The sequence below is a fragment of the Haloferax sp. ATB1 genome, from assembly GCF_000730175.1.
This window is the reverse complement of the sequence record NZ_JPES01000040.1, coordinates 21170-41443: the sequence shown is the minus strand read 5'-3', so window position 1 is coordinate 41443 and position 20274 is coordinate 21170. Positions and strand designations below refer to the sequence as shown.

Annotated in this window: 12 protein-coding genes and 3 pseudogenes; 4 read left to right on the top strand and 11 right to left on the bottom strand. The window is 65.5% G+C overall.

Annotated elements, in window-relative coordinates:
- Window positions 1-369, top strand: a pseudogene (locus ATB1_RS06560) (serine/threonine dehydratase); the annotation flags it as partial.
- Between the two features lie 85 nt (window positions 370-454).
- Here ATB1_RS06560 and ATB1_RS06555 read toward each other — a convergent pair.
- Both ATB1_RS06555 and ATB1_RS06550 read right to left on the bottom strand, forming a co-directional pair.
- Complete coding sequence (locus tag ATB1_RS06555) at window positions 455-1813, bottom strand: aminotransferase class III-fold pyridoxal phosphate-dependent enzyme (protein WP_042662782.1); 1359 nt, start codon at window positions 1811-1813, stop codon at window positions 455-457.
- Window positions 1814-1995: 182 nt separating this feature from the next.
- Window positions 1996-3624: pseudogene (locus ATB1_RS06550) on the bottom strand (BCCT family transporter).
- Between the two features lie 451 nt (window positions 3625-4075).
- On the opposite strand from ATB1_RS06550, the gene ATB1_RS06545 reads away from it, so the two are divergent.
- Window positions 4076-4729, top strand: a complete 654-nt coding sequence (locus ATB1_RS06545) for a hypothetical protein (protein ID WP_042662781.1) — start codon at window positions 4076-4078, stop codon at window positions 4727-4729.
- Between the two features lie 90 nt (window positions 4730-4819).
- On the opposite strand, the pseudogene ATB1_RS24325 reads toward ATB1_RS06545, so the two are convergent.
- Together ATB1_RS24325 and ATB1_RS06540 are read right to left on the bottom strand one after the other, a co-directional pair.
- A pseudogene (locus ATB1_RS24325) lies at window positions 4820-5230 on the bottom strand (hypothetical protein); the annotation flags it as partial.
- A 26-nt stretch (window positions 5231-5256) separates the two neighbouring features.
- On the bottom strand, window positions 5257-6636 hold the full coding sequence (locus tag ATB1_RS06540; RefSeq protein WP_042662780.1) for an aspartate aminotransferase family protein: 1380 nt from the start codon (window positions 6634-6636) through the stop codon (window positions 5257-5259).
- Between the two features lie 158 nt (window positions 6637-6794).
- Here ATB1_RS06540 and ATB1_RS06535 point away from each other — a divergent pair, with 158 nt between their 5' ends.
- Window positions 6795-8462 (top strand): aldehyde ferredoxin oxidoreductase family protein, encoded by a 1668-nt coding sequence (locus ATB1_RS06535; protein ID WP_042662779.1) that lies wholly within the window; start codon window positions 6795-6797, stop codon window positions 8460-8462.
- A gap of 51 nt (window positions 8463-8513) precedes the next feature.
- Here the strand turns inward: ATB1_RS06535 and ATB1_RS06530 are convergent, their stop codons facing one another.
- The 6 genes from ATB1_RS06530 to ATB1_RS06505 all read right to left on the bottom strand — a co-directional run bounded on the left by ATB1_RS06530 (window position 8514) and on the right by ATB1_RS06505 (window position 17211).
- Window positions 8514-9311, bottom strand: coding sequence for an IclR family transcriptional regulator (locus ATB1_RS06530; RefSeq protein WP_042662778.1), 798 nt, complete (start codon window positions 9309-9311; stop codon window positions 8514-8516).
- A gap of 685 nt (window positions 9312-9996) precedes the next feature.
- The gene (locus ATB1_RS06525; protein ID WP_042662777.1) at window positions 9997-10800 is read right to left on the bottom strand and encodes an inositol monophosphatase; all 804 of its coding nucleotides are present in this window, start codon (window positions 10798-10800) and stop codon (window positions 9997-9999) included.
- Window positions 10801-11322: 522 nt separating this feature from the next.
- Complete coding sequence (locus tag ATB1_RS06520; RefSeq protein WP_042662776.1) at window positions 11323-12675, bottom strand: sulfatase; 1353 nt, start codon at window positions 12673-12675, stop codon at window positions 11323-11325.
- On the bottom strand, window positions 12672-15395 hold the full coding sequence (locus ATB1_RS06515) for a GtrA family protein (RefSeq protein ID WP_042662775.1): 2724 nt from the start codon (window positions 15393-15395) through the stop codon (window positions 12672-12674). Before ATB1_RS06515 ends, ATB1_RS06520 begins: the two co-directional genes overlap by 4 nt.
- On the bottom strand, window positions 15392-16513 hold the full coding sequence (locus ATB1_RS06510; protein ID WP_198526050.1) for a glycosyltransferase family 4 protein: 1122 nt from the start codon (window positions 16511-16513) through the stop codon (window positions 15392-15394). The genes ATB1_RS06515 and ATB1_RS06510 overlap by 4 nt, the downstream gene beginning before the upstream one ends.
- A complete protein-coding gene (locus tag ATB1_RS06505; RefSeq protein ID WP_042662774.1) occupies window positions 16510-17211 on the bottom strand; it encodes a polyprenol monophosphomannose synthase in 702 nt (233 codons plus the stop codon). Before ATB1_RS06505 ends, ATB1_RS06510 begins: the two co-directional genes overlap by 4 nt.
- 1017 nt (window positions 17212-18228) lie before the next feature.
- On the opposite strand from ATB1_RS06505, the gene ATB1_RS06500 reads away from it, so the two are divergent.
- Entirely contained in the window at window positions 18229-18489 is a 261-nt protein-coding gene (locus tag ATB1_RS06500; protein WP_042662773.1) for a ubiquitin-like small modifier protein 1, read from the top strand.
- On the opposite strand, the gene ATB1_RS06495 is transcribed toward ATB1_RS06500, so the two are convergent.
- Window positions 18490-19794: an acetamidase/formamidase family protein gene (locus ATB1_RS06495; RefSeq protein ID WP_042662772.1), complete on the bottom strand. Its 1305-nt coding sequence runs from the start codon at window positions 19792-19794 to the stop codon at window positions 18490-18492.
- Window positions 19795-20274: the final 480 nt, after the last annotated feature.

Here is a 20274-nt window from a genome sequence, read left to right as displayed (position 1 = left end):
CGCGTCGCGGCCGTCGTCTCCGGCGGCAACGTCGGTCTCTCCGAACACGCTGAACTGACCCGCGTTGGGATGCAGGCGCTCGGGCGTGCCGTCGAAGCACGCCTCGAACTCGACGGCTGGCCGGCGGTGCTGGGCGACCTCTCCGAGGCCGTCGCCGCGTCCGGGGCCGAGCTCGACAGCGTCGAGCGCGCTACCCGAACCGCGTCCGACGCGCCGAATCGGGTGCCGGTCGATGTTCGACTCGACGGAAGCGGCCCGGACCACCTCGCGGACGCCCTCGACTCGCTTTCGGCGCTCGACGGCGTCGAAGTCGCTTCGCACTCGCTAGACGAGCGCGGCGGTGAGTCTACTGAGTCTGAGTCGGTCTGACGAGGCCGGAAAAACGGGGTAGACCGCGTTTCGGGCTTGTTCTTTCCTATCGCTGTTCGCGCTGTTCACTCGGTGACGCCGACCCTCACGCGGCCACTTCGGTCGCCACGGCGTCCATCGCCTCGCAGAAGATGCCCACGCCCATCTCGATTTCGCGCTCGGTGGAGTCGAGCGGGGGCAGGAGGCGAATCGTCTTTTTCCCACAGCCGAGGGTGAGCAGGCCGCGGTCGAGCGCCGCCTCGACGACGGCGTCGCGGCGCTGTTTGGTGTCGAACTCGACGGCGAGCATCAGGCCCTTGCCGCGGATATCGACCACGTGGTCGGGCGCGTCGTCGGCGAGGAGTTCCTTCGCCTGCCGGCCGCGCTCGGTCGCGTTGTCGAGCAGGTCGTACTCCTCGATGGCGTCGAGCGTGAGCGCGCCCTGCATCGACGCGAGCAGGTCGCCGCCGCCGAACGTCGACCCGAGGCGGTTCTTCTCGGTCGGGAACACGTCGGACCGCGAGACGGTCGCGCCGACGCGGAGTCCCTTCGCGCTGGCGATGACGTCGGGTTCGATGGGGTAGTGGTCGGCGGCCCACATCTCGCCGGTGCGACCGACGCCCGACTGAATCTCGTCCACGACGAGCGGGATGTCGTAGGTGTCGCAGACGTCGCCCACCTCGGCCATGAACTCCTCGCTCGGGAAGCGGTAGCCACCGACGCCCTGAATCGGTTCGAGAATCGCGAACGCGACCTCGTCGGGGTTGACGTGGCCGCCCTCCGGCGACAGGGAGTTCCGCAACTGCGACCCGTCGCCGGCGAAGAAGCCGCAGTCGCAGGTGTCGGCCGAACAGCCCGAATCCGCGCAGAACGGCACCGTCTCGATGCCCGCGACCTGCGGGTAGTGGCGGGTGTAGACCTCCTTCGACTTCGTGAGCGAGAGCGTCCCGAGCGTCCGCCCGTGGAAGCTCCCTTCGAAGGCGTAGCCGTACTTCGCGGGGGCCTTGTGGTCGTGCGTTATCTTCATCGCGTTCTCGACGGCTTCGGCCCCGGAGTTCGACAGGAACACCGTGTCCATCCCGTAGTGGGAGGACACGTCGGTGAGTTTGTCCATCAGGTGGCTCGCCCCGGGGAAGTCGGCTGTCTCGGGGTCGGGGCCGGCTCCGAAGTACATGTCCTGCCCGGCGATTTTCATCGGCTCGACGAGGTCGAACTCCCGGAGCTTCGACAGCACCTTCTCGTTGTTGTAGCCGAGCGGCGCGGCCCCGATGTGGCAGGTGAAATCCAAGAGGACGTTGCCGTCCACGTCGGTGACGAACGGGCCGTCGGCCTCGGCGGTCACGTCCCAGACGAACTCGTGGGAGTACTCGCTGGGCGCGGCGTGCTCGTGGTGGAACTCGACCCACTGCTTCGCGTTGGGTCCGGGCAGCGCTGCTGCGTCCGGCTCTGCGGTATCCCGATCCATACACAGGATTTGTTGATGCCGTACATTAAAACTTGGTATCATAGAGACTACCATGCGTCACGGTTCGCGACCGTCTCTGCGACTACGCTGGCGGCGCTCTCGGTCGGAACCGGTTGCAGAGAATGGAGATGGACAGAGACGGGGACGGAACTGCGTTCGGCTGGATTTGACTGGATTCGGCGTCAGTCGTCGTCGTGGCTGGAGACGTTCGCGGCCGGCGCCTGCCCGCCGGTCGACTCCGACTTCCCCCAGAGGTTCGTCTCGTCTTGGAGGAGCAGGCTTCCGTAGTCGTCTTGGAAGGTCCGGATGAGCCCGAGCGTCGCTATCACGCAGATAATCGCGAACGGCGCGCCCGTGATAATCGCCGCGGACTGCAGGGCGTTCACGCCGCCGACGACCATCAGGATGGACGCGACCGCGCCCTGGAGGACGGCCCAGAAGATGCGGTTGAGCGCGGACGGTTCCTTTTTGCCGCCGGTGGTCATCATCGACACCGCGAGCGTCGACGAGTCGGCGGAGGTGACGAAGAACGTCGTCACGAGCACGAGGAACCCGAACAGGAGCAGCGGTCCGACGATGGGGAGGTTACCGAAGAGGACGTATCCCGAGACCGCTTCGCCGTACTCGGAGACCGGCCCGAGGACGTTCGCTGCGCCCGTGTGCTGCATGATGACGCCCGCGCCGCCGACGATGGCGAACCACGGGACCGTCGCGAGCGAGGTCGCGCCGATACCGGCGAACGCGACTTCGCGGACGCTCCGACCGCGCGAGATGCGGGCGATGAACAGGCCCGCGAACGGCGACCACGCCAGCGGCCAGAGCCAGTAGAAGACGGTCCACGCGTTGACCCACTTGCTCGGAACTGGCCGCGGTGGCCTGCGTGAACAGGCTCATCTGGAAGAAGTCGCCGATGAAGCCGCCGGTCGCCTGCGTGCCGAGTTCGAGGATGCGGAAGGTCGGCCCGAATATCAGCGTCGCGAGCATCAACAGGGAGAACACGAGCCATGTTGAAGTTCGAGAGCCGGCGAATCCCCTTGTCGACGCCCAGCACCAACGAGATGGTGAAGATGACGACCATGCCCGTGATGACGAGGATGGTCCCCACGTCGCCGAGTTGGATTCCCCACTGGAAGTTCAGGCCGGTGATGAACTGGCTCCCGATGAATCCCAGCGAAGTCGCGACGCCGCCGAGGGTCGCGAACACGGCGAGGATGTCGACGAGTTTCCCTATCGCGCCGTCGACGTTGTCCGCGCCGAGCACCGGCGTCAGGACCGCCGACACGCGAAGCGGCGCGTCGTAGTTGTAGACGAAGTAGCCGATGGCGAGTCCCATCACAGTGAAACACGAACCACTGGGTCAGACTCCAATGGAAGATGGAGTACTGGACTGCCAGCGGCATCGCCGCCGCGGACTGGGCCTCGGCCCCGTACAGCGGCGGGACCGTCGAGTAGTGGAACAGCGCCTCCGCGGGCCCCCAGAAGACGATACCCGCCGCGAGGCCGGCGGAGTACATCATCGCGAAGTACGACAGGAAGCTGTACTCTGGGTCCTCGTCACCGAGCTTTAGGTTCCCCCACGGCCCGAATATCACGAAGCCCAGGAACAGGACGAACCCGAGCATCGCCAACAGGAAGAACCAGTTGAACGTGGCGAGAATCCACCGGCGAATCCCGAGGACGAACTCGTAGGAGGCCTCGGGATTGAGGCTGAACGCGCCGACGAAGAGCAGCGTTATCGCCGCGCCGAACGCGAACACCACCGGCTCGATTTCGTCGAGGAAGCGCCCGACTGCGCCGTCGGCGGAACTCATGGTCGGCACCCCCCGTGTGCGAGCGCTCCGTTCGACCCCGTCCGGACGGGGTCGTCACCTCCCGACTGACTGGCCGAGGCCCGCGCCCCGAACTGTGCGTCACGACGACCGTTGCACGCGTGTGCTGTGTTGTGGTCTGACATACTCTCGCTCCGACGGACACCATGCTACGTGATGTCCCACATCACGACAAGTGCAAACATTACCAATAAAATTTGTGGTTATCGGTGACGCCGAGAACGAAATCCGTTTACAAACGGTCGGAAAGTCGGGCGTCGACCCGCTGCAGTCGTGCGCTTTCCTCGCTGAGTAGCGTCTCGTCTCAACGCTCGGCCGGTGCGTTCACGCGAACTGTAGACGAGAACTCGTGATATTCCGGCTATCGCCCCGAATCCTCCGGATATTCGGCCCGTTCGTAACGCTTAATCGAATTCGTACACGGGTTCTGTATATGGCAAACGACGCCGACGGAACGGACGGCACCGACGACCTCGCCTACGCCGCCGACCGCGGCCGCGGCATCCTGACGCCGAGCGACCGCGAGTTCCTGCTCGGCCGGAAGACCGACTACACCGACCACTCGAAAAAACAGAAGCGCAACCGGATTCGACGCCGCCTCCGCAACGCGATACTCGATTTCACCATCCTCTTCGAGTCGCTCGAAGACCGCGACCGCGAGACGGTGTTCAACCCCGACGCCGCCGACCGCGAGGCGTACACCCGGGGCATCACCGACATGCTCGCCTTTCTCCACCTCGGGACGATGGGCTACTACACCCCGTTCAAGGACATGCTCGCCGAGGGCGTCAACAAGGCCGAACAGGAACTGGCCGGCTCCGACTACCGGATGGTCACGGTCGATTTTAACGTCGAACCAGTCGGTCAAATCGACGTGGACGCCGTCATCGACAAGCTCGAACGCGGCGCGTTCGACCAGCTCACGGACGAGGAGCTACAGGCGTTCGTCAGGCTCCTCGCGGAGTCTGACGACTTCTCGGCGACCGACCTGCGGGCCGATATGAAAGCGCAGATGTCGGAGTTCGTCGAGCGAATCGACGCCGCGAACGAGCGGCGTGACCGCCGAGTCGACGAACTGAACGACTGAACGTCGGTTCGTCGGCCCTCGGAAAACCCGTGGTCGCGCCGTCGAGCCTACCCGAGATACGCTCTCGCGCCCATCGCGACCTACCCGACGATACGCTATCGCGTCCATTTCGACCCGCACGTCAGCCGGCGGCAGTCGCGTCGAACTCGACGCAGTACGCCTCGTTGACCCGGCTGGCACCTCATCGAACTCGCGCGCCGTACGCCGTCAGTTTCACCCGTTCGTCGTCGAGGCCGTCGCCGCCGGCCTCGGAGACGACGGCCGCGATGTTGTCGACGTACGCGGTCGGTCTGTGCGTCGATGTCGCCGTCGATGTCCTCGACCGTACTCGGTCGGTCTGTACCGGGCCGTACCCCGTAGACGTGAGCGCCCGTGTCGCCGGCGACCGAGCCGTACCCTGCGACGTAGGGGTTGTCGCCGTGCGACGACGCCCTGCGAGTAGGGGTTGTCTCGTGCGCGGTGGCGTCGTCGCGTGAGTGACTCGTGATCGGGTGCGCGAATCGTGTGGTGTGCGCTAAGCGCGTGACTTAGACTCGTTGCGTTTCGGCCGTGACCGCCTCGATACCGTCGGTGATGACGTCGAGCGCCGTCTCCGCGAGGTCGCGGGTGAGCACGAGCGGCGGGAGCAGGCGCAGGATGTTGCCGTGCCGGCCGGCCTTCCACACCAACACGCCGTGTTCGAAGCAGTACTGCTGGAGCGCGTCGGCCGCGTCGCCGTCGGGCTTGCCCTCGGCGTCGACGAACTCCGCGCCGATGAACAGCCCCCTCCCGCGAACGTCCACGACTCGGGGGTTGTCCTCTGCGACCTCGGAGAGCCGCCCGCGGATGTACTGACCGAGGTCGCGAGCGTGCGCGAGGAGGTCGTGTTCCTGGATGTACTCGATGGCGCGGGTGCCGGCGCGCATCCCGACGACGTGGCCGCGGTAGGTGCCCGCGTGGTCGCCCGACCCCCACGTGTCGAGGTCCTCGTGGTAGATGGTCGCCGACAGCGGGAAGCCGGTCCCGCCGAGCGCCTTCGCCGAGGTCATCACGTCCGGCGTGACGCCGTACCACTCGCTGGCCCACCACTTGCCGGAGCGACCGAGACCGCTCTGAATCTCGTCGAACACGAGCGGCACGTTGTTGTCGTCGGCGATGTCGCGGAGGCCCTTCAGGAAGCCCTTCGGCGGGGTGACGACGCCGCCTTCGCCCTGAATCGGCTCGACGAAGATGCCAGCCGGGTTGGCGAGGCCGCCGTAGGGGTCCTCGAAGATGGCCTTGACCTCTTCGAGACAGTGGTCGACCGCCTCCTGCGGTCCCTTGCCCATCTCGATAGTGTTCGGGTAGGGCGCGTGGACCACGTCGGGGAGGAGCGGCGAGTAGTCGCCCTTGAACTTCTTGTTGCCGGTGAGGCTCATCGCGCCGCTCGTCGCGCCGTGGTACGCGCCGCGGAAGGCGACGAGTCCGGTGCCCTCGGTGTTGTACTTAGCGAGTTTGATGGACGCCTCGATGGCGTCGCTCCCCGTCGGGCCGCCGAAGACGACGCGGTTGTTCCCGCGGAGTCCCTCGGGCGCGATTTCGTCCAACTTCTCGATGAGGTCGAGTCGGGCCTCCGTCGGGAAGTCGACCGTGTGGACGAACTTATCGGTCTGCTCGTGGACCGCGTCGAGGACGTACGGGTTCGAGTGACCGACGTTCAGCACGCCGATGCCGGCGAACATGTCGATGAAGGTGTTGCCGTCGGCGTCGCGCACCGTCGCGCCCTTCCCGCTTTCGAACGCGATGGGGATGTCTTCGGGGTACGAGACGGCGCTGCTGTCGATTCGCTGCTGCTTTTCGAGGAGTCGCGTCGATTTCGGCCCCGGAACGTCGCCCACGTTCGGCGCGTCGTCGAAGTGCAACTCGTGAATCGGCGGACCTGCGACCATACCTCAACCCATGTAGAACAGTCATAAATAATTTGTCCACGCTTCCTATTGATGACGTACACAGTATCCGGTTTCGAAGCGGGCTTCCCGCGGTGATTTGGTTAGCGACACAACAGTAACCACAATGGATTTGTGCGAGGCAACTCCTTCTTTTTCCAATGTTACACGCAAAAGGTCCGCTGCTCACGGTCGACTTAGGAGACGAGACCAGTCGGACGGAAGACATCGACGAGATTCTCGAATCCTACGTCGGGGGTCGCGGAGTCGCCACCCGCCTCGCTCACGAGCGCGTCTCCTTCGACGTTGACCCCTTCAGCCCGGAGAACCGGGTCTACTTCAGCACCGGTCCGATGCAGGCCTCGAACATGAGCTTCACCGGTCGCACGAACTGCACCAGCGTCTCGCCGCTGACCGGCGGCCTCTGCTCGTCGAACGCGGGCGGGTTCGTCTCGCGGAACTTCGCGGACGCGGGCTACTCGGCGGTCGAACTCACGGGCGCGAGCGACGAACTGGTCGTCCTCCACGTCACCGACGAGGGCGTCGAGTTCGAATCCGTCCCGGACCTCGCCGGCGCGACGGTCCCCGAGACGGTCGCGTACCTCGACGACGAACACGGCATCGAAGCCGACCGGACGATGGTCGTCGGCCCCGCCGGCGAGAACCTCGTGCGCTTCGCCTCCATCATGACGAGCGAGGAGCGCGCGTTCGGCCGCGGCGGCCTCGGTGCCGTCCTCGGGTCGAAGAACGTGAAGGCGCTCACCTTCGGCGGCGACTCCGCGCCGGACATCGAGATTCCGTCGTCGCAGATGGAGATTCACCGCGAGGCCGCCACCGACGACCACATCATGAAGCGTCAGGGGACCGTCGCCGTGCTGGACCTCGCCAACGAGATGGACGGCCTCCCGTCGTACTACTTCTCCGAGCGCCACTTCGAGGGCGCGGAGGGCATCAACGGCGACGCCGTCGAGAAGAAGAAGTACAAGAAGGGAACCTGTTCGGCCTGCGCGTTCGCGTGTAAGCTCCCCACGAGAGACGAGGAGGCGGGCGTCGAGACCGAAGGCCCCGAGTTCGAAGTCACCATGGCGTTCGGGTCGAACTCCGGCGTCGACGACATCGTCGAGGTGATGAAGTCGAACGAACTGTGCGACCGCTACGGCCTCGACGCCATCTCGGCCGGCAACACCGTCGCGGCCTACCTCGCCAGCGAAGACGAGTTCGGCAACACCGACCTCATCCACGACCTCGTGGAGAAAATCGCGCTCCGGGAGGGCGTCGGCGACGACCTCGCCGAGGGCATCGCCCGCGTGCACGACGACCTCGGGGTGGAGAACTGGACGGTCAAGGGGATGGACTTCGCCGCCCACGAGGGGCGCGTCCTCCACGGACAGGGCCTGTCGTACGCCGTCGCCAACCGCGGCGCGGACCACATGTACGCGGTGTTCTACTCCCAGGAGTACCCGCTGGTGGGTAAAGACGACGCCTACCCGCCGGAGGGGTTCGAGGGCAAGCCCAAGCGCCTCATCGAGAAGGAAAACCAGATGGCGCTCAACGACAGCGGCATCGTCTGCAAGTTCTCGCGGGACTTCATGACCCCCGAGCGCTACGAGATGCTGTTCGGTGCCGACTTCGAGGACCTGCTAGCGGTCGGCGACCGCATCGTCACGCTCGAACGGCACTTCAACAACCAGCGCGGCTTCGACCGCGGCGACGACACGCTCCCGTACGCCGACGAGTTAGACGGGTTCGAGGCGGCGCTCGAAGCGTACTACGAGCGTCGCGGCTGGACTGACGACGGCGTCGTCCCGTCCGGAAACGTCCCGGCGTAACGCGTCCGAGTACCGCCCGACGGATTCACCGCCTCTCTCGCCCTCTCGTTTTCACTCTTCGTTCGGCTCGCTCGCTTGGGTCTGGTACAGTTCCGCGACGCCCTGTTCGAACCGCTCGGCGGCGCGTTCGAGCAGTTCCACCTGCGTCGCCCGCGTCTCCTCGTCGACGACGTACGCCGGGCCGCTCAGGTTCAGCGACCCGTACACCTCGCCGCGCGGCGACTTTACGGCCTTCCCGATGGCCCAAAACCCCTCGACCGCCTCGCCGCTGTTCTCGGCGTACCCCCGCTCGCGGACGGTCGCCAGCTCCGCGAACAGCTCGTCTTCGGTCGTGATGGAGTCGTCCGTCGCCGCCGGAAGCCCCCACCGGTCGATGATTTCCCGCACCCGCGTCTCCGGGTACTCGGCGATAATCGCCTTGCCGGAACACGTCGTGTGGACGTGGAACGGACTGCCGTCGATGAGAAACCGCGGAGAGTTCGCGAATTCGAGGTCGCCGTACAACGAGACGATGCGACCGTGTTCTTCGACCGCGAAGTCCGCGTCCATCGACGACTCGCTGTCGAGCCACGAGACGGTCTCCTGCGCGACGCGGTAGTACTCCTTGCGCGTCCTGACGTAGTCGCCGAGGTGGCAGAACTTCGCCCCGAGGTGGTACTCGTTGTCGACGTTCACGACGTAGCCGTACTCGGCGAGCGTCTTGAGGTGAGCGTGGACCGTGCTCTTCGCGAGGTCCGTCGCCTCGACCAGCTCGCTCATCGTCGCCCCCTCCAGTTCGAGGATGTGATCGACGAGCGCCAACGAGGCGGCGGTCGTCTTGAGCACGCCGGACGGGTCGTGTCTATTCATGGAGGGGAGTCAACGGTCAGGGGTTAAAGCTGTACCTCCGTTCGAGGCTGCTGTCGTGCCGACCGGCGACGGCGACGCTCGAACTGGGCGCTCGCTTGTGAACGAATCGCCCCGACTCATCTGCCATCTGACCGTTCCGCAGGGTCGAACATTTATCAGCAATCGCCGAATATGACAATAGTTAACACGCGACTCTAAGCTGATTACGAAGCACCGAGATTGGAATTATCCGTTCCTCGGCGGGCGTCTCGGCTCGTCTGTATATACGTATTCGGAAGCGAGGAACGCCGCCTGTCCCGAGTCGCGCGAAATCGGGTTTCAGGGGCGAACGAGCGCCCGAAACGACCGCTTTCGACTAGATTTTCGGACGCGTGAACGTTTAAGTAGCCTCTGCGACCGGAGACTCCCCCCGATTCGTCCGCCGTCCAGTCCGCTGACGCGCCGTCGCCGTGGTGTTCGTTCGTCGTCGATTCACCGCGCGTCCCCTTCGCACCGATTCATAACGGAACTGAGGTGTCGCCACGGTCGGCCGGCATCGTCCCGCTGCTGTCGTCGCTCTCTTGCCGCCGCTGTCGTCCTCGGCCCGCTCGCTCTCCCGCCCCATTACAGGCGTAACTGTGTAATTCGGTTGGTCACGGTCACGCCGCCACGGCCGGTTGTCGTAGACGCCGGAGCGTTGACGCCGCTATCGCGTCGCCTCGAACGCCGCCTGCGCCGCGTCGAGTACCTCGTCGTGTGCGCGCCCGTTGGACGCGACGAGGCCGGGCTGCCCCGGTCCCCACCCGTTCCCGTGAATGTCGGTTACCACCCCGCCCGCGCGCTCGACGAGGTAGGCTCCGGCGACGGTGTCCCACGCGTTCGGATGCTCGTCGAGTCCGATGACGGCGTCTATCGAGCCGTCGGCGAGTCTCGAAAGCGTTAGCTGCGTCGTTCCGAGCTTCCGCATCTCCCCGAACGTCCCGAAGACGTCCCCCGAAAGCCGTTCGATTCCCGGTCTGTCACCCTCCCGGTACCGGAGCGTCGAGGAGACGAGAAAGGCGCTGGTGTTCGGTTCGTCGTTGACCGAGATAGGCCGTCCGTTCCGCTCGACTCGCGCCTCCGTGGCGACGTACGTGTCGCCCGTCTCGGGGGAGACGTTCACCGCCGCAATCGGCGTCTGGTCTTCGACGACGGCGACGCTCGTCACCCACTCGCGGGCCCCCCGCGTGTAGTTTTGCGTCCCGTCTATCGGGTCGATAATCCACGCGTAGCCCGACTCGGGGACGGTCTTCAGTTCGTCTTCCTCCTCGCCGACGACCGCGTCGTCGGGGAACCGCTCTCGAATCTCCGCGATGACCCGCCGTTGCGTCTCGCGGTCGACCTCGGTCACGAGGTCGATTTCGTCGTCCTTCTGTTCGATGTCAAGTTCGGTCCTGAACCGCGCCGACGCGTGCTCTGCTCCCACTTCCGCGGCGGCGACTGCGACTGCTTCGCGGGGGTCTGCGTCCATGACGACTGTGCATTACGCGGCGAGAAAAAGCCTCGGACAGCGGACAGCGCTTCTGTCTCTCCGCCGCCGACGCCGACGGTACCGTGTGGCTGACCGCGGCGGCCGTCGGCACGTCGCCCGCAAGCGGGACTCGGTTCGGCGTCACCGACGGGTCTGGACTGAGGATGCCCGACAGAAGCGCCCGCGCGTACGGGTGTGCGGGCTCGGCGAACACCGTCACCGCCTCGCCCGCACAACCGGCCAATGATGCCGTCCCCGCCGCCGACGTTCCGCCTCGTATCTCGGTCAAATCTCGACGCTCGATATCCGCGACTGACGTCGTCTGGTCAGACTCTGTAGAACGACTCAGTTCGAGTATCATATGGTATATATACAACATAAATTTACTATTAATAATGAGTTTGGTAGTTGATTGTCACAATATGTGGGGTCCCGTGAGTGGCCGTCGTCTTCGCACGAGATGGGGGCGAACGCGGGCCGAGCCACGCGCTCGCCGGGCGACCCCACGGGACACAGAGCGGGTCAGTCGAGATAGCCGAGTTCGCGGAGTCGCTCCTCGACGGCCGCGTCGCGCTCGGCGGCGACCGTCCCGGTGAAGTCGATGGCGTCGCGGCGCTCGCGTAGCTGACGGTGCAGCGGCCGCCAGTCGGCACCCTCGGGGTTCGGAATCGGGGCGAGTTCACCCGCGTCGGCCTGCAGGTCGAACCCGTACAGTTCGTCTCCCCGCGAAATGAGTTTGTGGGTGGGCAGTCTGACGCCGATCTGTAACGCGGACTCGTCGATGCGACCGGGCGTCTGCCGAGTCGACGCGACCTCCGTCACGGCCGGTCGTTCCGGAATCGCCCTCCCCTCGATTGCGGGCCGGAGCGACCGCCCCCTGAACGACGACGGGGCGTCGACGCCGGCGTAATCGAGGACGGTGGGCGCGATGTCGACGTGTCTGACCTGCGTGTCGACGACGAGCGGGCCAGCGATTCCGCTCGCGGGCGGGCGAATCAAAAGCGGGACGTGAACCAACTCGTCGTACAGCGCGGGTTCGTGACCGACCTGTCCGTGCTCGAAGAGCGCCTCGCCGTGGTCGGCCGTGACGACGACGAGCGCGTCGTCGCCGACCTCCGAGAGGAGCGCTCCGACGCGCTCGTCCGCGTGCCGGACCGAGGCGTCGTAGAGTTTGCGTACCAACTCGCGTTCCCGTTCGCTGAGGCTGTCCGGGGCGTGTTGCGCCCGCGTCGTCAACTGGGTTGCCGACGACCGACCCAACCGGACGCCGACGGCCTCGCGGTGTCGCTTCGGCGGCGTGTAGGGAGCGTGCGGGTCGAGGAGGTGGACCCAGACGAAACTGTCCGCCGGCGCATCGGCGAGCGCTCGCCGCGCCAGCGACACCTCGTCGGCCCCGCCGCGAAGGCGGTACAGCGGGGCACTGCCGAACCGGAACAGGTACTGTGCCGCCCGGTACACCGGGTGGTCGAGGCCGAATCGGTTGATAAGGAACTCCCGGCCGCTATCGAGCGTCGGGGAACTGAACGCCCCGACATCGCGGTAGCTCTCGTAGCCGCGCGCGTAGCCGTATCTCTCGCCGAGCCACGGGTTCGCGTGAATCCCGGTACAGGTGTATCCGGCGTCGGCGAGCCGTTCGCTCAGGAGCGTCCGGTCCTCTCGAATCCGCTCGTACCCCCCGAAATCGAGCGGATACGTCGATGTCAACAGCGCCGGAAACGCGTACGGCGTCGCCGGGCCGTGGCTGACGGCCTGCGTGAAGACCGCGCCGCGCTCGGCGAGCGACTCCAGGGCCGGCGTTCGTGACGCTGTGCTGTTCGGCATGAACGACGCGTGGCTGGCGCGCCACGCGTCGACGGTGATGAGTAGCGTTTTCATTCGTCGGATACCTCGGCGGACGGTGCGCGGTCGCTGTCGATTCGTGACGGGCGAGCGGGGGACGCAGGTGGCGGACCGGTGGTCAGCCCCGCGGGAAACGCCGCCAGTCGAGCCACGCCGGACCCGCCTGTCTCGGCGGGACCGGTATCGTCAGTTTCGGCGTCGCTTTCGTTCGCGTTCACGTCGGCGTCGCTTTCGTTCGCGTCGACGGACGGGTCGTCCTCGGCCGGGACCGAGTTCAGTTCCATCCACAGCTCGGGAGGCACCGCGCTTCCCGCTGCGGTCGTTCCGTTCCCCGGGCCGCCGGTTTCGTAGTCGGTCGACTGGAGCACGACGCGGACGGCGTCGAACCGAACCGTCCCGTTGCCGCCCGCCTGTGCCCCGCGGAACTCGACGCCCGTCGTGGGTCGGTCGAGCGTGAACGCGAGCGTCACGTTCTCCCAACCGTCGGTCGCGCCGACGGTCCGCTCGGCGACGACCCGGCTGTTGTGGCCCGCGCCGACGTTCAGTCGCAACACGGGGTCGTCGCCGGTGCTCTCGACGTTCACGCGGTAGGTCGCGGTGTAGTTCCCCGGCGGGAGTTCGATATAGGGACCGAACCAGAGGTTGCCCTCGCCCGCCCCGCTGCCGACGATGTCGTCACCGACGACTCGCGCGTTCTCCTGACTGAGTTCGAACTCGCCGGCGTCGAACCGCTCGTCGAACTCGTAGTCGTCGTCGATGAGAGCGATCCGCCCGCTGTAGCCCCGTTTGTAGACGTAGATGCCGTCTTGGTACTGATAGAGACCGTACTCGGTTCCGAGGCGGTCGCCGAACGCCGCTTGAACGGCCCGCGACCAGTCGTACGGTCGACCGGTGAGGCGGGTGTCGTAGAGAACGTACTCCGGCGTGATAGCCCCGTACTCCCGTTGGTACTGGTGGAACATATCGGGTCGAACGACGTAGGTCGCGTTCGGCCGCATCGCGACGTGGGGGTAGATATCGTTCTGCGTGAGCAACGACGCGTCGGCGGGAATGCCGTCGATGGCGCGTTCGAGCGTCTCAGTGTGTTCGTTCTGCGTCGGTACCGGGACGACGTTCAGGTCGAACCCGACGACGGCTCCCGTGACGATGTTGATGGCGATGACGGTCGCCAGCAACCGAAACAGGAGCTCCTGAGACGGTATCGAAATCGCGCTCCGGCCCACGACGCGGACGGCTCCGATGTAGAGAAACGGGAGGAGGTAAAGCGGGTAGTGCGCGCCGAACATGTAGTAAATCGACCGCCCCGCGAAGAACCACGAAAACAGGAGGTACGGGGCGAGCGCACCGACCGACACCTCGTCGTTCAGCGAGAGGAAGACGACGGGGACGAGAAAGACGACGAAGTAGAGCAGCTTGTCGGAGAGGTTCACGCCGAGCGCGCTGACGATGAGCGTCGGGTCGCGCACGCCGAGCGCGAGTAGCTCGCCGACGCCCACCCGCGGACCGACGTACGGCTTGAGCGGGCCGGCGATGGACGCCATCGGGATACCGCCGTAGAGGCTGAATCGGTCCATGACCGCCCCGGAGAGCACCTGCGCGAACAGGACGAACAGGAAGCCGGCGAGGAGCACCCAGCGCTCGTCGTCGAGTCGGCCGCCGCGGTACGCTGCGACGACGAGGCCGGAGAGCGCGCCGATGACGATGAAGATGACGAACTCGTTCGTGAGGAGTACGAGCGCGAGAAGGCCCAAGAACGCGACGTATCGGCGGCGGGCGTACGCGTAGTACGCGCCGAAGATGAACACCGGGAGCAGCGACTGCTCCTGGAAGTCGAACAGCCACGCCGACCAGAGGAACGGGTTGAGCGCGTACGAGAGGACGACCGCCCCGGCGAGGCGGTCGCTCCGGATGTGCGTTCGGGCGACGAACCAGAGGGCCAGCACGCTGGACGCGAGGAGGAACGACTTCGCGACGAGGAGCGTCATCGGCGACCGAACGACCGCGAAAAGCGGGAGGAATAACAGGAGCGTCAACGAGAAATGCGCACCCCAGTAGGAGCCTTCCGGGTGACTCACGCGGTACTTCCCGTGGATGAGAAATCCCTGTCCATCGAGGGTCGTCGAGAGCATGTGGACGTACGAGCCGAAGTCGGACCCCGTCGTCCAGTAACCCCGGTAGAGCTGGACCGTGAGGAGGCTGAACACGACGAACACCCCGGCCGAGACGGCCACGACGGACCACGTCGGTCTGTCGACCTTCGCCAGTCGCTCCTGCACCGCGGGCCAATCGAGGTCGCCCGCGACCGCGCCGTCCCGATTCGCCTGCCAGACGAATCGGTCGCTGGCGGTGAAGCCCCAGAGCGCGCCGACGCCGATAGCGGCGACGTTGGCCACGAGGTAGTGCAGTCCGAGGAGTTCGACGAACGCGACGAGCGCGACGACGCCGATGGCGATACCGACGAGCCGCGTCATCCCGTACTTCGTCGCCCGCCACGCCCACGGCCGGTGTCCGATGCCCCCGTAGGACCGCCACGTCCAGCGGTCGTTGATGACGAAGTTGACGAACGTGCTCACTACCCGACCGACCGTGCCCCCGATCACGTACGAGAGGCCGCCGATGCCGCTCACGAGGAACAGTAACCCCTCGTTGATACTGATACCGACGAGGCCGACGATGAGGTACTGGACGAACCGCCTGTTACGCCCGGTGAGCGGGAGCGAACGGAGTCGGTCGGCGACCGATTGGTCGCCGCTCATCCGACGACCTCCGGGCGAGACGCCGGGACCGTCTCCCCGAGCAGTAACCGCTTGAGTTGCGGGTAGACGACGTCGAACCCGTGCGTCTCGCCCTCGCGGCGCGAGACGCGACACCGCTCGTCGTAGCCGTCGCCGCGTTCCCACTCGTCGTACAGCATCGCTATCGCGCCGAGTATCTCGTCCGGCGTGTCCCGGTGGAGAACCGCCTCGTTTTCGACGTCGTGGGTCGGCAGCGACGTGGTGACGACCGGCGTTCCGGAGGCGCACGCCTCGTTTATCACCATGCTGTCGGTGTCGACGCGGGCCGCGTGGAGGACGACGTGCGCTCGGGCGTACGCGTCCGCGAGTTCGTCTTCCGTAAGGAACCCGAGGTCCGTGACGTGCGGGTCACTCCCCGTTCCGGTCGCCAGTAACCGAACGTTCGGCGGGAGGCGACGGGCGACCGCTCGCACCGTGTCCCATCCCTTCTCGCGGATGCGCGCGGCGGTAACGAGCACGGTGAACTCGTCGTCGAGCGGGACCCGCCCGGGATAGAAGCGGTCGGTGTCGACGAAGTTGGGGATGTACACCGTGTTCGGGTGCGGCGACCTGAACGCGGGCGTCACGGTGTGGACGGCGGTGTACCGTCTGATGTCGGTCGCACCGATGGTTCGGTAGAGCGCCTTCACGACCGTCGGAACCGGTCCGTAGTGCGATTCGAACAGCCGCGGCGAGACGTAGACCCACGAGTGAATGCCGGCGATGGTCCGACTCGCTCCGGTGAAGAACAGTTCGGAAAGCGGCGCGTAGAACACGTAGGCGGTATCGTACGCCGAGAGGTCGTGTCGCCACGCCTCGCGGTACGGGACGGCCGCGTCGAGAACGTCTCTGACGGCGACGCGGCGCGTGTTCCCGGGCGCGTACGGGAGCGCGTGGACGGCGACGTTCACGCCGTCGGCGACGAGTCGGTTCGCGAGGGCGGCGGTCCACTTCTCGCCGCCGCGGTAGTGTTCGAGCGAGAGGTGCGGACAGAGCGCAACGCGCATATCGGTGGCGGTCGCGGTAGCGGGTTGGGCGGGGGGTGCCGCGCGCGACGCGCCGCGGTCGTCACCGAACGGGACGGGTGGAAAGTCGGTCATGCGCGAACCCGCCGGTGACTGTGGTACGAAAGCTTCGCGAGGTGCAGCAGATATTCGAGGAACTCCCGAGACGAGAGCTTCGAGTCGCCGTTTCGCCGGTCCACGAAGACGTACGGGACCTCCCGGACCTGCGCCCCGTCACAGCGCGTGAGCAGTTCTAAGAGGATCTTGTACCCGGTCGGGCTGAGCGTCGCCTCCCGGAGCAGGTCGCGGCGGACGACGAAGTAGCCGCTGAGCGGGTCTGCGACGCCTCTCGCCGACGGGATACAGAGCCGAGCGAGAACCGTCGCGCCGTAACTGACGACCCGGCGGTGCCACGGCCAGGCGGCGACGCCGCCGCGGGAGACGTACCGACTGGCGATGGCGATGTCAACGTCGTTGGCGACCGTGTCGACGAGGACGGGCAGCAACTCGGGCGGGTGCTGTAAGTCCGCGTCGATGACCGCACAGCAGTCGGCGGTGGCGTGAGCGAATCCGTAGGCGACAGCGGTTGCCAGCCCGCGCGCTCCCTCGCGCCGGAGGACGCGAACGTGGTCAGTCGCGTCGTACCGCCGTTCGACGAGTCGCCACGTCCCGTCTGGGGAGTCGTCGTCGACGACGATGATTTCGGAGGGGTGGTCGGCGAGGGCGTCGAGACAGCGGTCGATCGCCTGCAGGATGTTCTCCGCTTCGTTGTACGTCGGAATGATGACAGACACCCGTGGGGTGGCGGGCGTCGCCTCCTCTCGTACGGCCGAGTGAGCGGCCGTATGGGTACCGAAAGATACCTCTCTGTAGTGTGGTTCGGGCTGACTCATGGGTGCTATGCGTTACCGTGATAATATGAGTTGAGATGACATATACTCTCTCCACAACGGTTATATTCTAGAAGTTTATTCTAAATTTATTTATAATCTTTACAGTATTTTTTGCGCGCGTGACGAAGTCGGTTCCCTGAATTACACGCGAACGCGTACGTGCCGTCCGGAGAGACGCGTTCTCCACGAGTCGTCGGGGCGACGGACGCCCTGTCTGGTCTGCACACCGGTACGCGACGCGCTCCGTCGACGCTCGGCGGGGCGTTCGCCCTCCGCTCGCGCGTCCGCGAAACTCACCGCACGGTATGCGGGCTCTTCGAATAGCTGTCCACGCCTCGCGAAAACGGTCGCACGGTCCTGTAGACGGCACGGGTGTCTGACCCGCGATTTGCCTCCCCGCACCTCTCGTCGCAGCCGTGCCATCGATGCGAAATCGCCGACGTAACTCACGTCTGCTGACTGATTAACCTATCATTTATACGTAGTAAAACCACCCCAAAAACGACGTGAGATTCGGCCTTTCCGAACGTATCGATTTCGTAGCTCCGGACCCGGTACGACTCACCTCTCTGCTGGGGTCGTCGTTGACGAGAAACGTTCACCGCGCGAGTACGCAGTTGCACGGCGTACGAGGCACTAGACTTCCTGACGGACGCCGTGGCCCGCCGTCACTACGACAGCGACTACGTTGCGCGTCCCTGTAGTCGGCCACTCCACGTCACTTCGCTCCAATCACGCGACCCGATTCCGGTGGTTCAACACTCGTATGCGGAACACGCAGGCCGTCGAGTCGCACTCAGAACGCCCACAACCGCGTTCGATGGGCAATTATCGGACTCTGGGAGTAGTCGGACGGCCAGTTCAGTCCACGTGTATCTGGACCCGTAGTAATTTGTGCGTTGCCTCCCTGCAATCTGTATGCAGATAACCGTTTTCGGGCCGCTTCGGTCCGCAGCAGGCGGAAAGACGGCCGACGTGGCCCCGAGCGGCGAGACGGTTCGCGACCTGCTCGACGCGTTCGTCGCCCGCTATCCGAACGCGGAAACGCATCTCTGCGACGACGAAGGCGACGTCCGTCCGAGCGTCCGGGTGATGATCGGAGACCGTCCCGTCTCGTTGGACGACGCGGTACCGGACGGAGAGACGGTGAAACTGTTCCCGGCGATGCGGGGCGGCTGACTACGCCCCGTACTGCTCGCGGACGGTCTCCGCGAGGCCGACCTCGTCGAGGAGTTCGATCGGGACCAACATCGACAGCTGGACGACCCCCGGCAGGCGAGCGATTTCGACGCCGCCGGTGAACGTGCACCGAGAGCGGACCTCTCCCTCGCTGATACCGAACAGCGAACTCGCCCTCGCGAACGCGTTTTCCGTCGCCTCGTTGATGGTCGCCCCCGACCCGATGACTTGGAGCGGCAGGGCGTCGCGGAGCGTCTCGACGTCGTACTCGTCTGCGAGCGCAGTGCCGGCGGCACGCTCGGCGTCGGTGTAGGGCTTTGCGATGTGTGGGAGGTCTTCCTCGTTGGGGAGTAAGAGCGGTCCCGGCAGGTCGAGTCCCTTGATGACCTCCACTTCGAGTTCGGTCCGTCCGCTCACGTCCGTCGTGTGGAGCGAGAGCTCGCCGTCGCCCTGGTTCGCGTGGAGGTCGCCGACGTACAGTCCGGCACCGTCGACTCTTACGGGACAGATGAGCACCGCGCCGGGCCGCACCTCGTTCGAGTCGAGGTGGCCGTCGGTCCGCGCTTCGAGCGCCGCTTCGTCCGGCAGTCCCCAGTCGTGTTCGGCACCGATGAGGAACTGCCCGAAGTCCCCCGCGTTGTGCGAGTCGGGGAGTTCGACGGCCGGCGTCGTCCCGATGTTGCCGATAAACGGGCGGAGACGCCCGAGCGCTCCGGGCATCTCGTCGGGTTCGTACAGCAAAATCGGGTGTTGCCGCGAGTTCTCGGGGAGCGCCATCGCCTCGTCGGCGCGCTCGGCTAACTGGTGAGCACCGTCCGCGCCGACGGTGATGCCGACGGTTCGGTCGTCGTCGAAGACGACGGTGTAACCGTACTCGAACCCGAACGACGACGCGTTGGCGCCGCACTCCGCACAGCGAATCGACTCCTCTCCCGTCCCTTCGACGACGGTCTCGGGCCACGGCGTCCCGCACTCGGGACAGCGGTGGTCGACGAACGGGTCGTCACCGAACGCGTCCGCTCGCTCCGCCATGCTCCCGGTGCTCGTCGCGACGCTCGTCACCTCGACGTCCTTGATTCGGACGACGAGCGCGTCGCCCGGTTCGGCGTTTTCGACTCGAATCGGTCGCGTGACCTCGTGGCCGCCGCGGAACGACGGAGTGATCATCGGTCCCCAACAGCCGGCGGGCGTGTGCGTCTTGACCGTCCCTCCGTCGCGGACCGTTCCCGCCCACTCCTGTTCGGGCCCGACGAGTCCGAGCGTGAACTCGTCTACTTCGAGTGTCTCAGCAGGCTTTTCAGACATCAGTTGTGACCTTCGACCTGTCGTGTGTTAGCTATTGTGTATGCGGAAGCCCGCGTCTCGCTCGAATTCGCTTACCGGTACCGACTTGCTGTGGGCGGCCATTTCGGGACGTGAGACCTCGGTTTTCGGCGGAATTCACCGTGAAACGCGGGTGTGACGGTCACTCTCTCGGTATTCGATTGCAAAACGCTTCTGTCTCACGACACCGATTTGATATAGCAGGATGTGATTTATGTGTGGTGTGGGAGTGACCGGCGACGGAGAGCTTAACCTCATTGTCTAATACAGACAACGACACTAGTGTTCAAATAAGACATTTAACATAATCGTTGACGCTCGCAAAAATCGCATATCTAGACCCGGTTCAATCTGTGGAGCACTACTTTGGTGGGTTTCGCCCCCGGTTCGTGGGCCCAAGACTCGACCCTACGGTTCGCTCGTGGACCGTATCGTGACTCAGTACTGTCTGACCTGCCGTGT